11 protein-coding genes are annotated in these 14,591 nt (G+C 62.8%); 7 read left to right on the forward strand and 4 right to left on the reverse strand.

All coding sequences use genetic code 11. The annotated features are described in order from the left end of the window. Positions 1-60: 60 nt before the first annotated feature. Together K6N12_RS20785 and K6N12_RS20790 are read right to left on the reverse strand one after the other, a co-directional pair. Positions 61-1,029, reverse strand: a complete 969-nt coding sequence (locus K6N12_RS20785; RefSeq protein WP_097627968.1) for a dihydrodipicolinate synthase family protein — start codon at positions 1,027-1,029, stop codon at positions 61-63. Positions 1,030-1,141: 112 nt separating this feature from the next. After that, on the reverse strand, positions 1,142-1,846 hold the full coding sequence (locus tag K6N12_RS20790; protein WP_097627935.1) for a GntR family transcriptional regulator: 705 nt from the start codon (positions 1,844-1,846) through the stop codon (positions 1,142-1,144). Between the two features lie 405 nt (positions 1,847-2,251). On the opposite strand from K6N12_RS20790, the gene K6N12_RS20795 reads away from it, so the two are divergent. From K6N12_RS20795 to K6N12_RS20805, 3 genes are all read left to right on the forward strand, one after another. Beyond that, the gene (locus tag K6N12_RS20795; RefSeq protein ID WP_097627934.1) at positions 2,252-3,520 is read left to right on the forward strand and encodes a metallophosphoesterase family protein; all 1,269 of its coding nucleotides are present in this window, start codon (positions 2,252-2,254) and stop codon (positions 3,518-3,520) included. Continuing rightward, on the forward strand, positions 3,520-6,993 hold the full coding sequence (locus K6N12_RS20800) for an ATP-binding protein (protein WP_097627933.1): 3,474 nt from the start codon (positions 3,520-3,522) through the stop codon (positions 6,991-6,993). The genes K6N12_RS20795 and K6N12_RS20800 overlap by 1 nt, the downstream gene beginning before the upstream one ends. 300 nt (positions 6,994-7,293) lie before the next feature. Then, a complete protein-coding gene (locus K6N12_RS20805; RefSeq protein WP_097627967.1) occupies positions 7,294-8,205 on the forward strand; it encodes an acetamidase/formamidase family protein in 912 nt (303 codons plus the stop codon). Positions 8,206-8,248: 43 nt separating this feature from the next. Here K6N12_RS20805 and K6N12_RS20810 read toward each other — a convergent pair whose 3' ends face one another. Next, positions 8,249-9,151 (reverse strand): proline iminopeptidase-family hydrolase, encoded by a 903-nt coding sequence (locus K6N12_RS20810; RefSeq protein ID WP_097627932.1) that lies wholly within the window; start codon positions 9,149-9,151, stop codon positions 8,249-8,251. Positions 9,152-9,234: 83 nt separating this feature from the next. After that, a complete protein-coding gene (locus tag K6N12_RS20815; protein ID WP_097627966.1) occupies positions 9,235-10,011 on the reverse strand; it encodes a helix-turn-helix transcriptional regulator in 777 nt (258 codons plus the stop codon). 142 nt (positions 10,012-10,153) lie between these two features. Here K6N12_RS20815 and K6N12_RS20820 point away from each other — a divergent pair, with 142 nt between their 5' ends. Genes K6N12_RS20820 through K6N12_RS20835 form a run of 4 tightly spaced genes read left to right on the forward strand, consistent with a single transcriptional unit; the run spans position 10,154 to position 14,588 of the window. Continuing rightward, on the forward strand, positions 10,154-11,044 hold the full coding sequence (locus K6N12_RS20820) for a proline iminopeptidase-family hydrolase (protein ID WP_097627931.1): 891 nt from the start codon (positions 10,154-10,156) through the stop codon (positions 11,042-11,044). A 51-nt stretch (positions 11,045-11,095) separates the two neighbouring features. After that, entirely contained in the window at positions 11,096-12,034 is a 939-nt protein-coding gene (locus K6N12_RS20825) for an ABC transporter permease (protein WP_097627930.1), read from the forward strand. After that, on the forward strand, positions 12,031-12,882 hold the full coding sequence (locus K6N12_RS20830; RefSeq protein ID WP_097627929.1) for an ABC transporter permease: 852 nt from the start codon (positions 12,031-12,033) through the stop codon (positions 12,880-12,882). The genes K6N12_RS20825 and K6N12_RS20830 overlap by 4 nt, the downstream gene beginning before the upstream one ends. Beyond that, positions 12,879-14,588 (forward strand): dipeptide ABC transporter ATP-binding protein, encoded by a 1,710-nt coding sequence (locus K6N12_RS20835; RefSeq protein ID WP_097627928.1) that lies wholly within the window; start codon positions 12,879-12,881, stop codon positions 14,586-14,588. Before K6N12_RS20830 ends, K6N12_RS20835 begins: the two co-directional genes overlap by 4 nt. Positions 14,589-14,591: the final 3 nt, after the last annotated feature.

The following is a 14,591-nucleotide window of genomic DNA, read 5'->3' on the forward strand; positions in this document are numbered from 1 at the left end:
TTGGACATCAACCGTCGGGGATCAGTTCAGAGAGGAGGGCCGTCAACTCAAACCGATGGATTATGCAGAGGCTTTATATGTCTGCACGGCGCCCGGCAGCTTGCTCCACTCGGCGTACCAGGTGTCAAACAGCTTCAACTGGGCTTCGACATAGCCGCGCTGGCTCTCGGAGAGCACATCCGTCTCGTTGAAGTGCAGCGTGTATTCCTTGTCGCCCTTCAGCACCATCATGTGCTTGAAGTAGAGAACTAGGTCCGGGCCCTCGTCGAAGGAGGAGAGAACGGCAAGCGCCGATTCCAGTTCCAGGGCGCGCTGGCGGGCATCCGGATCGCCGGCGGCCGCGCCCTGTGCGAGGTTGCACATGTGGATGACTTCCTTCGGCAACACGCAGCCGATGCCGGTGATCGCGCCGACGGCGCCGCAGTTGACAAAGCCGTGGAAGACGCAGGTGTCGACGCCGATCATCAGCGAGACGTCATCGTCGCGGCTGGTGATGTTTTCGGCCGCGTAGCGCATGTCGGCCGCGCCGCCGAATTCCTTGAAGCCGACGAGGTTCTTGTGTTCCTGGCGCAGCGCGAAGAACAGATCGGCGCGGGTGGCAAAGCCGTAATAGGGGCTGTTGTAGATGACGGCCGGCAGGTTCGAGGCAGCCGAAAGGATCGCCTTGAAGTGGTTCTTCTGGGCGGCAACGACTGTGCCGCGCGACAGGACGCGTGGGATCACCATAAGGCCCTGGGCACCGACCTTTTGGGCGTGCGCGGCGTGCGCGACGGCAGAGGCGGTGTTGACGGCGCCGGTGCCGACGATGACCGGAATGCCAGCCTGCACCAGACGCTCCACGCCCTGCATGCGCTGCCCATCCGTCAGCAGCGGCCAGTCACCCATCGAGCCGCAATAGACGACGGCGGACATGCCTTTTTCGATCAATTCCTTGCCCTTGCGCACCAGTGCGTCGAAGTCTGGCGTGCGGTCGTCCGTGCAGGGCGTCATCAGGGCGGGAATGACGCCGGAAAAAATTGTGGCCTTCATGTCGATCTCCTTCAGCGCTGGGCGAGGCTTGATCGGCAAAGGTCGCCGACCTGTTCACGGATGGAAATAACATCCTGTGTTCTTTTTGTCGACAAGAAAAATACAAGATCTGTTATAGTGCTATGTCGAGCTTGCCGTTGCGGCTGAAAAGCTTCTGCACCTGGGCGACGATCTGTTCGGCGTGAACCTTGCCCAGGCGATCGGCCTCCTCGACATCGCGTGCCTCGATCGCGGCAATGATCTCAGCATGTTCATCGACGAACTGCCGGGGGAAAAGTTCATCGTAGGACTGGTAATAAAGCCGGAGAATCCGCCGGCCTTCATCGAGCAGCCGGCGAAAAAGGCCGGTGAAATAGGGGTTGCGCCCGGCCTCGGCGATGGCGGCGTGGAAGGCGGCGTTGGTCGCGATCATCGCCAGCGTGTCGCGCGCTTCGATTGCCGCCGAATAGTCCTCGTGGAAGCGACGGATAGAGGGCAGGTCCTCGGGGCGATGGTTCTGTGCCGCAAGGCGCGTCGTCACCCGGTACATGAGGACGAGGGCGTCGAAGAAGGTGCTGAGATTGAGAAAGTCGATGTTCGACACCATGGTCGAGCGGTTCGGCAGCGTTTCTATCAACCCGTCACCGGCGAGGCGCACCAGCGCTTCGCGGATCGGTGTCCGCGACATCTTGAACCGCTCCGCCAACTGCACTTCGTCGATCGGGCTGCCGGGGGCGAGCTTGAGGTCGAGTATCTCATCGCGCAGCAGGTCGTAGACCATTTTCACGCCGGAGCCGCGTTTGCGTTCGGGATGAGAACCGGGGTCGATGTCGCGCATAAAAACTCCTCTTGTCGACACGACAAATACAATGGGTTTCAAGCTGCAGCAAACCGCGGGGAGATGCCAGGGAAAGGGCGACCTTCGATAAGCGTGCGATAAGCTTAATTTACAATGTTATAACATAACAAAATTGCATAAGTTCTGTTATGGAACAGGAGCTTTTGCCTGCCATGCCTCTCCATGTTGGTCGCCAATCGGCTGAGACAGCAGGGCCATCGGCTGCGGTATCGGCGCTGCCCGCAACATTGATTGTGGATGGGCCGGTTTGAAGAGCCCATTTCGCTCGCGCCCCTTGGACGCGTGCTCCATATTCTATTGCTTACGGCCAGGTGACAACGACCGCACGATTATCGGTCAGCCCGCACCTGTTACACGATCTTATCGCAACACGATTCTGTATTCATGGCTTATCGTTTCGTCCACACGGCCGATCTCCATCTCGATTCTCCCCTGCGGTCGCTGGCGCTTCGCAACGCCGATCTGGCCGATCTCGTGAGCGACGCCAGCCGGCAGGCGCTGGTGGCGATCGTTGACCTGTGCCTTGAGGAACAGGTCGATGCGCTCGTCATCGCCGGCGATCTCTATGACGGCGAGCAGACGTCGATGAAGACGGCGCGCTTCCTGGCAAGCCAGCTGGAACGGCTGCACCGAGCGGGGATTCATGTCTTCAAGATTCGCGGCAATCACGATGCAATGTCGAAGATCGCCAGGGAACTGGTAATGCCCGATACGGTGAAGATCTTCGGCGGCCATGCCGAGATCGTGGAGGTGACGAAAGGCAGCCTGTCCGTTGCGATCCACGGCATGAGCTTCGCCAAGCCGCACGCGCCGGACCCCCTTCTGCCGAAATTTAAGCCGGCGGTGGCGGGTGCGGTTAACATCGGTATTATGCACACGAGCCTCGCCGGATCGGCCGGCCATGACGTCTATGCGCCCTGCAACGTGCTCGACCTTCACGCCTCGGGGTTCGACTACTGGGCGCTCGGCCATCTCCACCAGCGCAGCCAGCATCCCGGCGCGGCGACGATCATCATGCCCGGCATGCCGCAGGGCCGCGACATCAATGAGTCGGGCGTCAAGACCGTATCGCTGGTGACCGTGGCGGACGACCGGACCGTGACGGTCGAGGAGCGGCGCACCAGCGTCGCGCAGTTCGAGCGCGTCGATGTCGACCTCACGGGTGTCGATGATTGGCGCGATGCGGCCATGGCGGTCGAAGCGGCACTGACGGCACAACGCGACCGCACGGCCTCGCCGCATCTCGTCGCCCGCCTCAGGCTTTCCGGCCGCACGCCGCTCTCCTGGCAGCTTCGCCGCGATGTCGACCTCATGCAGGCGGAAGCCGAGCAGCGCGGCGATCTGATCGGCCGGACCTGGATCGAGAAGCTGGAGCTCGCCTTCGAAGCGCCCTCGACCCTTGCAGACGCCTCCGCTGCCGATCCCATCGTGGGGCTGGCTGCGCTGATGCGGGACGAGGTCATCTCCCGTAGCGGGTTTCGCGACGATATCAGGGAGATGGTTCGGGACCTGCTCGCCGACCTGCCGGCCGAGAGCCGAGTATTCGCCGGCCATGACGAGGCGGGCTTCGAATGCTTCATCGACAACATTCTCGCCAACGGCGCCGACGACATCGCCGCCCGAATGAAGGCCGCGGACCGGGGAGAAAGCTGATGCGCCTGCGCCGCCTCGACCTCACCCGCTATGGCAAATTCACCGACCACTCGATCGATTTCGGTCCGGCCCTTCCGGGCTCGCCCGACCTGCACATCGTCTACGGCCTCAACGAAGCGGGCAAGTCGACCACCTTTGCCGCCTATCTCGATCTGCTTTACGGCATAGGCGAGCGCAGCACCTACAATTTCCTGCATCCTTACAACACGATGAAGGTTGGCGCGCGGCTGGAATTCGATGATGCGGAATACGAGCTGGCGCGGCTCAAGCTTCGGACCGGCAGCCTCGTAGACGATCGGGGGCAAGCCGTGAACGAGGCGCTGCTCGCCGGCGCGCTCGGCGGCATCGGCCGCGAGGCCTACCGTACCATGTTCTCGCTCGACGACCAGTCGCTCAAGGACGGCGGCAATGCCATCATTCAAAGCAAGGGCGAGCTCGGCGAGTTGCTGTTCTCGGCAAGCTCCGGCCTCGCAGGCCTCAGCCGTTCGCTGGTAACGGCCGCCGACGAAGCCAATGGGATCTACAAGAGGCGGTCGTCCAGCACGAAGCTCGCCGAACTTAAACGCGCGCTCGAAGCGCTGAAGGCCGAGCGCAACGCCATCGACACGCTTGCCTCCACCTATTCTGCCCTGAAATCGACCCACGAGCAGGCCGAGGCCGCCTATGCCGGGACCACGCGGGAACTGGCCGAGGCCAAGGCCCGGCATCAGGAACTCACACGCCTTCTCGGTGCCCTGCCCGCGGCGCTAGAGCTCAGGCGGCTGGACACCGATGCAGCCGGCATGGGCGATCTGCCGCGGCCGCCATCCGAATGGTTCGCGCTGCTGCCGCAGCTATCCCGCGATGAGACGCGGCTGCAGGCGCTTGTCGAAACCGTTGACCGCACGCTGCGCCAGCTTGCCGACGAGATCGAGGCGATCGCGATCGACGACAAGGCGCTGGCGGTCGCCGCCCATATGGACCTGCTGGATCAGGGCCGGGCGCGTTATCTCGCGGCTGAGAGCGACCTGCCGAAACGCCGGCTGGCGCTGGCCGAACAGGAAGGTGTGCTGGTACGGCTGCTTGCCGATCTCGAGCAGCCGGGCAATGCGACGCCCGAGGCACTGCTGCTGCCCGCCTCGCTGATCGGCACCATCCGCGACCTCATCGAACGGCGTTCCGGCGTCGAGGCGAAACTGGCTGCCGCGGGGCGCGAGCTGGTGCGGGCGCGCGAAAATCTCGAAAGGCTGAGCAAGGAAGACGGCTCGCATAACGGAGCCGCGGTGCTCGATCCGGCGCGGCTTGGCCGCATCGAGGCCGCTCTCAGCCGGCTAACCGGGTCCGATCTCGCAGTGCGGCTCACCATGGAAGAACGTTCCCTTGTCCAGGCGAAGCGAATGCAGGCAAGCCAGTTTGCCCAGCTCGCGCCCTGGACCGGCGACGCCGCGGCCTTGCAATTGACGAGCGCGGCGGAGCCTCGGCAGATCGAAACCTGGCGTGGCCAGGCGACCGCTATCGACAAGCGGATCGGGGATCACGAGGCGCGACGGCGCGATCTCGGCACCGAACAGGCGCTGACCAGAGCCCGGATCGCCGCCTTCGTCGCCGGCGGTTCGATAGACGATGCCGAGGCCGTGAGGCTGCGCGACGAACGCGATGCCGCCTGGCAGGTCCATCTCACCAGCCTGAATGCCGCCACTGCCCGGGCATTCGAGGAGCGGATGCGGAAGGACGACGTGGTGTCCGCCGGCCGGCTGTCGCGGGCGCAGGAGCTGGCGGAGCTGCGCCAGCTCCGCCAGACGGAAGCGGCAACGGCAGCGGCGATCGAACGGCAACGGGAACTGCTCGCCGAGGCGCGCGCCGAACATGAGGCGCTTGCCGAACGCATACGTGGTCTGCTGCCTGGCACCATCGAATATGACGCCGAAGCTTCAGCGCTTATTGCGACACTCGAGACCTGGAGCACCAAGCGGGCCGCGGCGCTGGCCGCCTGGGGCGATCTCCAGCGAGCCGAAGAGACGGTGGACGCGCTTCGCGGCGAACTGGACGGGCATACCGCGACGCTTTCGGCCAGTCTTGCGGATGCTGGTCTTGGTGACGCAAACCATCTGCCGGTCACCGAGCTGATGCAGACAGCAAATGAGATGCTTGCCGCCGGCAAAGCCGAGTGGGCGGCGCGGCAGGCGCATGAGAAGGCCATCGACGATCTCAGCCACGATCTCAGGGAACGGGAGCGCGACCGGCAGGAGGCGGAAGCCACTATAGCGGCCTGGGATCGGGAATGGGCGGGCGCGCTGTCACGAAGCTGGTTTGCCGACAAGGCCGGCTCGATAGCCGCCGTCCGCGCCATGCTGAACGCGCTTGGCACACTGCCCGCCATCCTGAAGGAACGGGATGACCTCGCCAGCCGCGTTGCCGCGATGGAACGCGACCAGGAGCAATTCCGCGGGGATATTGCCGGTCTTCTCGCAGACTGCGGCCTCAGCCGGTTGGCGGCGGATACGCTCGCCTCCGCCAATGCGCTCGTCGAACGCCACGAGGCGGCGCGGCATGCAGCGCAACTTCGGGCAGACCGGCAGGCGGATCTCGAAAAACACTTGGAGAAACAACGGGCGTTGGAGGAAGAACTGGCCGTTCACAATGCCCGCAGGAACGAATTGACCAGCTATTTCGGCACGGACTCGCTTGCCTCAGTCGACGCATTCCTGAGCCAGGCCCGAGAGCGCGACCGGCTGGAGCAGCGGGCTGCCACCTTGCGCGGTCAGATCACCGAAGCATTGCGCGCGACGAGTTTTTCCGAGGCCGAACGGCGCCTTGCCGATGTCGACTCCGATGCCGTCGAGCGCGATGCAATGGAGCTTGCCGCCCGGATCGAAGATCTCACCGAACGGGCGAAGCTTCTCTATTCCGACGTGTCGCTGGCATGGCAGAAGCTCGAGGCCGTCGGCGGGGACGACGCGGTGGCCCGTATCGAGGCCAAACGCCGAACCATCTTCCTCGAGATCGAGGAACTGGCCGTGCGGCATCTGACGCTGCGCGCCGGCACGCTCGCGGCCGAACAGGCGCTGCACATCTATCGCGAAAAACATCGCAGCTCGATGATGAACCGCGCATCGGAAGCCTTTCACCTGATCACCGGCGGCAACTATTCCGGCCTGACGACGCAGCCCGACCGGGACAGGGAAATACTGATCGGCGTATCACGTGATGGCGGCTCGAAACTTGCAGACGCGATGTCGACGGGCACGCAGTTCCAGCTCTACCTGGCGCTGCGGCTGGCGGGTTATGAGGAATTCGCAGCGCTTCGCCGACCCGTGCCCTTCGTCGCCGACGATATTATGGAGAGCTTCGACAATCCTCGCTCCGAAGAGGTTTTCCGCCTACTCGGCGACATGGCAAAGGTAGGACAGGTCATCTACCTCACGCATCACTGGCATCTCTGCGAGATCGCACGGGATGTCGTTCCGAACGTGACCATCCACCAACTGCCATGATTGGCCGCAAGATATGTCGCCCGCCGCATAGGTGCTTACTTACATCTGCTGTCCGGAGAATGTAGGCGAGATCAGACATCAGCAGCCGTCCTACCCGTTGCTTCGCTCGATCGGCTGAGGGATCTTAAAGCGCGACGCGAGACCTATATCGGCCCTTGGCTACCCGAACCGATCATCGAGATCGAAGAAAACCCCGAGTGATGCTGCGGATATTGGCATTGCTGGCGATCTCTGGTCTAGTCTACCCGGCGTCCAGCCGCAGGCCTCATGGCATTCGAAACGAGCGAGAGCTGTATTCTCATGACCACTCACCGCTTCATTCCGACGAGCTTTCACAATGTCATCGGCTCCCTTCCGCCAGCCCTGCGCATCGCCGATGGCGACACCGTCGTGACCGAGACTCTCGACGCCGCCGGACATGACAAGGATGGCGTCAAGCAGGCAACCGGCGGCAATCCGATGAACGGCCCGATCTTCGTGGAAGGCGCCGAGCCCGGGGATGCGCTGAAGGTCGAGATCGTCAGCATGATCCCGACCAGAGACACGGGGTTTACCCGAAGCGTCGTCGCCGCCAGTGTGGTCGATCCCGAGACGGTGCGTGACCTGCCGCCACGCGATATCGCCATCTGGGCCATCGACCGCGAGGCCTTGACCGTCCGGCTTTCCGAGCCGGTCGCAGGCCTGGAAAATTTCGTTCTGCCGCTCGCCCCGATGATTGGCTGTTTCGGCGTGGCGCCCAGCCTCGGCCAGGCGATATCGACCGCGACCAGCGGCGAATATGGCGGCAACATGGATTATCGGCTGTTCGGTCCCGGCACCACGGTTCGCTTTCCCGTGTCGGCTCCCGGCGCCTTGTTCTTTCTCGGCGATTGCCATGCCGTGCAGGGGGATGGTGAGATTGTCGGAACCGGCATCGAGACCACCTTCGAAGTCACCGTTCGCCTGACGGTGGAAAAAAAGGCCGGGTTGGTCTGGCCGCGCGGGGAAACTGCCGAAGACATCTTCACCATCGGCAACGCCCGACCGCTCGACCAGGCGCTCCAGCATGCCACCAGCGAAATGCTGACCTGGCTGGCGTCGGATTATGGCCTGGACAGAACGGCAGCCAGTCATCTGCTCGGCCAAGTCGTGCGTTACGACGTCGGCAACGTCTTCGATCCGGCCTATACGATGGCCTGCCGTGTTGCCAAGAAATGGCTGGTTCGTCGATAGGCGATCGCCAGCTGGCGATCAATGATTGGCCGGCGGCACTTCCTCAATCGTGCCGTGACAGGAAAGCGGAAACGGTCGCTAGGCAAAGCTGCTTTTCCTCGACATGCGGCATGTGGCTGGAATTTTCGAAGAGCACCCATTCGCAGCCGGGAACACGGTCGAGATAGGGCCTTACCACCAGGGGTGTCGCCTCGTCGTATTGGCCGGAGATCAGCAGCGTTGGGGCTTCGATGCGGTCGAGCCTGTTTTCGATCGTCCAGTCCTTCATCGTGCCGATGACATGAAATTCGGTCGGGCCATTCATGTTGCGGTAGACAGTGCTGTCCTCGTCCATGATTTCGAATGTCCGCGCCACTTCGGGTGGCCACGGCACCACGCGGCAGACATGGCGGTCATAAAAGACGCGGGAGGCGGCGATATAATCCGGATCGGTCAGGCTTCCCGCCAGCTCATGCTTCAGCAGCGTGTCCTGCACCTCCTTCGGCAATTCCCGCCTCAGCCGGTTCGCTTCCGAAACCCAGGTGTGCATGTTGGCCGGCGAGTTGGCGATGACGAGCGCCTTCAGGCCTGGCGGCCGGCGCACCGCATGTTCGGCGCCGAGCATGCCGCCCCAGGACTGGCCGAGAAAGGCATAACGATGCTGGATGCCGAGATGGGCAAGCAACGCGTCCAGCTCTTCGAGAAACAGGCCGACCGTCCAGAAATCCGGCCCTTTGTCGGGAAGGCGGGTAGAGTTGCCATTGCCGAGCTGGTCGTAATGAATGACCGGGCGGTCGTCGAGCGCGGCGATGTCCTTGAAGGAATCGACGTAGTCATGGGTGCAGCCGGGTCCTCCATGGGCGACGACGAGCGGCAGCTTGTCGCTTTCCAGCGATCCGGTGACACGATACCAGGTGCGATAGTCGTGAAAAGGCAAATAGGCTTCATTCGTCACGGTTTCGGCCACCGGTGTCTCCATCTCTTGGCATGTCGGAAACCATAACGCGGCGGCAGCGGCCAAGGCAGCTATCACAACTTATAGGGTGACCATTAATCGGCCGGCCGGTCCTCGAGTAGGCGGTAATGGGTGGCGCGCACCACGGCCTGGGTGCGGTTGCGCGCACCGAGCTTCTTTGCCGCGGCATTGAGATGCATCACGACGGTCGGCACCGAACGGCCGATGATGCGGGAGATTTCCTTGGCGGAAAAACCTTCCGCGGAATGGCGCAGACACTCGCGTTCCCGCTCGGTCAATCGGACCGTGCCGACGCTCAACGCCTTCTTGTCGAAAAGCGAATACGCCGTCTCGTGGAAGACATGGGCCAGCAGGTTGAAGTCGGCGATATAACGCAGCGCATGCCGTTCGAACTCACTGTTCCCACCGAAGCGGATGCCGGTAACCGTCGCATAGTCGCCGCCCGGCATATGGACCGGCACGGTGACGCCGGTCGACATGTCGCGTTCGTACAGGTAGCGCGCTACCGGCGCGGTGTCGTCGCTGATGAAGCGATTGATCAGTGTGTCGGCATCGGTGTCGTAGTTCCAGAAGAACGGCGCCGTGCTGCGCAGCGCCACCTTCTGGACAGGATCGATGCGGAAATAACCGCGGTCGAACCAATAGTCGTGCATGTCGTCGGAAATATTCCGGAGCTTCAGCAGAGATGGTATCATGATCGCGCCGTCGAGATCGTAGGGCACCGGCGTATAGTCGTAGATCAGCGCCTCGAAGCCGATCTGCTTCATCGCCTCGAAGGCCTGGTCGATCCGGCCCTCCAGCGTTTCGTGCGCCGTAAACTGCCGTCTGATCGTTCCGATGTCGTCAATCATGGCCTCGTCAAGCATGGGCGGCTCCCGGTTCGGCATGCACCCCACCCTATCACTTCTTATAGCTGGCACGGAGCGAGATTTGCGATAAAAAATTAACCATGCCCAAATATTGAGCAAGCGAAATCTTCTGCCGGAGCGATCAATGTGGCGTGAAATACGGCCGGACCAGCGGTTCGAGATCGATGTCGATGGCTATCGCGTCGTTGCCTATAGCTTCGGGGCCGGCAGCGAGACGGTTTTCTGCCTGAATGGCGGACCCGGCCTGCCCTGCGATTACCTGCGCGAGGCGCATTCCTGCCTGATCGACAAGGGCTACCGCGTCATCGCCTTCGACCAGCTCGGCACCGGCGCATCCGATCGGCCCGACGATCTCTCGCTCTGGACGATCGGCCGCTATGTCGAGGAAACGGAGACCGTGCGCAAGGCGCTGGGGCTCGGCAAAGTCCATCTGCTCGGCCATTCCTGGGGCGGGTGGCTGGCGATCGACTACGCGCTGACCTACCCCGAAAATTTGAAGACGCTGATCCTCGAGGATACCGTTGCCGACATGCCGCATCTGATTTCGGAACTGGAACGGCTGCGGGCGGCACTCGGTCCCGAAACGGTCTCGATGATGCAGAAGCACGAGGCGCAGGGCACCTACAATCACCCGGAATATCTCGCAGCCGTCACCATTCTCAACTATCGCCACGTCTGCCGCCTGGCGGAATGGCCGGCGCCGGTGCGCCGCTCGCTCGACGATTGGAACATGGCGCCCTATGAGACCATGCAAGGGCCGAACGAGTTTCTCTATACCGGCAACCTCAAGGACTGGAACCGCATCCCCGATCTGCCGCGCCTGATGCTGCCGGTGCTGATCACGACGGGAGAGCATGACGAGCTGACGCCGGCCTGTGCGCTGAGGATGAAGCTTGCCCTGCCAAATGCCGAGCTCAAGGTGTTTGCCAATGCCAGCCACATGCCGTTCTATGAGAATCCGCAGGATTATTATCCAGCACTTCTCGATTTTCTCGCCCGGCACGAGGCAGGCTGATGCAACAGGAAGCGGACCGAACCCGACGAAGACAAAGGGGCGATCGCCGTCATGCATCGCTATAAATTCGTTCTGACGCGACCGCTGCAGTTTCTGCCCGTCATCTTCGGCATTAGCGTCATCACTTTCATTCTGGTTCGGCTGATTCCCGGCGATCCGGCGCGCAACATTCTTGGCACGCGCGCGACGCCGGCGGCTCTCGCCAGCATCCGCGCCCAGTACGGTCTCGACCAGCCGATGTGGCTGCAATATGTCTATTTCCTCAAGAATCTTGCCAATGGCGAAATGGGCAAGTCGATCCTCTACAAGATCGACGTGCTGAAGCTGATCGTCACCCGCGTCGAGCCGACGCTCGCGCTCGTCGTCTCCAGCGTCGTGCTTTCGGTCCTGATCGCAGTGCCGATGTCGGCAATCGCCGCACGCAATGCCGGCCGGGCTCCGGATCATGCGGTGCGCATCATCTCGACCTTCGGCATCGGATTTCCGCCCTTCTGGCTGGGGCTGATGCTGATCATCCTGTTCAGCGTTGATCTCGGTATCCTGCCGGTCTCGGGCTATGGCGCGACGATCGGCGAAAAGCTGTCGCATCTGGTGCTGCCGAGCCTGACGGTTGCGCTGTCGCTCTCGACCGTGCTGACGCGCAGCCTGCGGGCGGCAATGATCGAGCAGCTGAAATCGGATGTGGCGACCGCGGCGCGCGCCCGCGGCATGCCCGAAGGCATCGTCTTCTGGCGGCATGTGCTGCCGAATTCGCTGGTGCCGACGATTAATCTGCTTGCCGTCAACATCGGCTGGCTGATCGGCGGCACTGTGGTAGTCGAGAGCGTCTTTGCGCTGCCCGGCATGGGACAGCTGCTCGTCAGGGCGATCTTCTCACGCGACTACATGGTGGTTCAAGGCGTCGCCATGGTCTTTGCCTGCGCCACTGTGCTTATCAATTTCATCGCCGACATCGTCACTGTCGCCGTCGATCCGAGGGTGAAGCTATGAGCATCGAGGCGGTCGCCCCCGCCTCCCTCGGCTGGCGCCGGTTCTTCGGCCGGCGGCCGATGCTTGTGCTCAGTGCCGGCCTGCTGCTGTTCTTCGTCCTGCTGGCGATCGGTGCGCCCCTCGTCGCGCCTTACGACCCGATCATGCAGAATGCCGAGGTGCGCCTGCAGGCGCCTTCATTGTTGCATCCCTTCGGCACCGACAATTTTGGCCGCGATATTCTCTCCCGCGTTATCTGGGGCGCGCGCCTCGACCTGCAGATGGCGCTGATCGGCGTCATCTTCCCGTTCCTGATCGGCACGATCGTGGGCACGATCGCCGGCTTCTTCGGCGGCATCGTCGATGCGCTGTTCATGCGTCTTGTCGATATCATCCTCGCCTTCCCCTTCCTCGTGCTGATGCTGTCGATCATCGCCATCCTCGGCCCGGGTCTTGGCAGTTTCTATATCGCCATGGCGCTGGTCGGCTGGGTCTCCTATGCGCGGCTGATCCGGGCGCAGATGCTGGTGCTGAAGGGCAGCGACTATGCCGTTGCCGCTGTCAGCCTCGGCTTCAGCCGCCCACGGATCATGTTCCGCCACCTGCTGCCGAACGCGATCGCCGGCTCGATCGTATTTTCGATGTCCGATGCGACGCTGGTGCTGCTCAGCGGCGCTGCCGTCAGCTATCTCGGCCTCGGCGTCCAGCCGCCGATTGCCGAATGGGGCGTCATGGTCGCCGAAGGACAGAGCTTCATCACCACGGCATGGTGGATCACTTTGTTTCCTGGCCTCTCCATCGTCTGCCTCGCCTTCGGCTTCAGCATGCTGGGCGATGCCCTCGGCGAACTGCTGGGGGTGCATGAATGAGCGGCTCGGTGCTATCCGTTCGCGATCTCACAGTCAGGGCGCATGTAGATTCCGGCCCGCGCACGCTGCTCGATGCGGTCTCGCTCGACCTCGGCAAGGGTGAGATTCTCGGCCTCGTCGGCGAAAGCGGCTCGGGCAAGAGCCTGTTCTGCCGTTCCCTGGTGCGCCTGCTGCCCTCCTTGCTGCTGAAGATCGAAAGCGGTAGCGTCCTGCTCGAAGGGCGCGACCTCATGCGGATCGACGATGGCGAGATGCTGAAAGTGCGCGGCGGCGAGATCGGCATGATCTTCCAGAACCCGACCAGCCATCTCGACCCGGTGATGCGGATCGGCGATCAGATCGCGGAGGGCATCCGCTATCACCAGGGCCTCGGTGCCCGCGAGGCCCGCACCGCAGCGACGGAAATCCTGGCGCAGGTCGGTTTTCCCGATCCCGTGCGCCAATATGACAGCTACCCGCACGAATTTTCCGGTGGCATGCGGCAGCGGGCGATGATCGGCGTGGCGCTGTCCTGCAATCCGAAGATCCTGATCGCCGACGAGCCGACCACGGCGCTCGACGTGACCATCCAGGCGCAGATCCTGCGGCTGCTGATGGAGATTCGCGACCGGCGCGGGCTGTCGATCATTCTGATCACCCACGATCTCGGCATCGTCGCCCAGACCTGCGACCGCATCGCCGTGCTGCGCGGCGGCAAGCTCATCGAGGAGGGGCCGAAGCGGGCGATCCTGGCGCTGCCGCAGCACCCCTATACGATCAACCTGATCAACAGCCACCCTTCCCTGCCGGGCGAGATATCAGCGCCGCGGCCGGACATTGCCGAAGCCGGCCAGCCGGTGAGGCCATTGCTTGAAATCGACGATCTCCACGTGCGCTTCAAAACCGGCGGCAGCCTGTTCAAGGGCGGTGCCAGAAATGTCAGCGCCGTTGCCGGCGTCAGCCTGCAGATCATGCCCGGCGAGACGGTCGGCATTGTCGGTGAATCCGGCAGCGGCAAGAGCACGCTTGCCCGTGCTGTGCTCGGTCTCACACGGATTTCGTCCGGTCACGTCACCTTCGACGGCGTCGATCTGGCCCAGCAGAAAAGTGCTGGCCTGGCAAAACTCAGGCGCGAGACGGCGATGGTGTTCCAGGACCCATACAATGCGCTCAATCCGAGGCTGACGATCGGGCAGATGCTGGCCGAAGTGCTGAAGGTGCAGGGCAAGGTCGCCAGGAGCGATATCCAGGCGCGGATCGGCGAACTGCTCGATCTCGTCGGCCTCGAACGCGAATTCGCCGGCCGCAAACCGCGCAGCATGAGCGGCGGCCAGTGCCAGCGTGCCGGCATTGCCCGAGCCCTCGCCGTCGATCCGAAGCTGATCATCGCCGACGAATGCGTGGCGGCCCTCGACGTCACCATCCAGGCGCAGATCATCGAGCTCTTCCGCGAGCTCACGGCGAAGATGAACCTCACGCTGATCTTCATTGCCCATGATCTCGCAATCGTCCGCAATCTCTGCGAACGCGTCGTCGTGATGTATCGCGGCGAGATCGTCGAGGAAGGTCGCTCAGAAGAAGTCTTCGCGCGGCCGAAACACCCCTATACGGCGGCGCTGATCGCCGCCATTCCCGACATCGATCCTGACAAGCGGCTGCTTCAAGACGCCGACGGCAAGGACGATCCCCATTCGATGCCGATTCAATCAATCAAACGCATGCCATAACAA

Source organism: Rhizobium redzepovicii (assembly GCF_019793435.1).
Lineage (GTDB): Bacteria > Pseudomonadota > Alphaproteobacteria > Rhizobiales > Rhizobiaceae > Rhizobium > Rhizobium redzepovicii.

Coding starts and splice junctions, on each gene's coding strand:
- K6N12_RS20785 (WP_097627968.1), bottom strand. CDS start 1,029: ATGAAGGCCACAATTTTTTCCGGCGTCATTCCCGCCCTGATGACGCCC.
- K6N12_RS20790 (WP_097627935.1), bottom strand. CDS start 1,846: ATGCGCGACATCGACCCCGGTTCTCATCCCGAACGCAAACGCGGCTCC.
- K6N12_RS20795 (WP_097627934.1), top strand. CDS start 2,252: ATGGCTTATCGTTTCGTCCACACGGCCGATCTCCATCTCGATTCTCCC.
- K6N12_RS20800 (WP_097627933.1), top strand. CDS start 3,520: ATGCGCCTGCGCCGCCTCGACCTCACCCGCTATGGCAAATTCACCGAC.
- K6N12_RS20805 (WP_097627967.1), top strand. CDS start 7,294: ATGACCACTCACCGCTTCATTCCGACGAGCTTTCACAATGTCATCGGC.
- K6N12_RS20815 (WP_097627966.1), bottom strand. CDS start 10,011: ATGATTGACGACATCGGAACGATCAGACGGCAGTTTACGGCGCACGAA.
- K6N12_RS20820 (WP_097627931.1), top strand. CDS start 10,154: ATGTGGCGTGAAATACGGCCGGACCAGCGGTTCGAGATCGATGTCGAT.
- K6N12_RS20825 (WP_097627930.1), top strand. CDS start 11,096: ATGCATCGCTATAAATTCGTTCTGACGCGACCGCTGCAGTTTCTGCCC.
- K6N12_RS20830 (WP_097627929.1), top strand. CDS start 12,031: ATGAGCATCGAGGCGGTCGCCCCCGCCTCCCTCGGCTGGCGCCGGTTC.
- K6N12_RS20835 (WP_097627928.1), top strand. CDS start 12,879: ATGAGCGGCTCGGTGCTATCCGTTCGCGATCTCACAGTCAGGGCGCAT.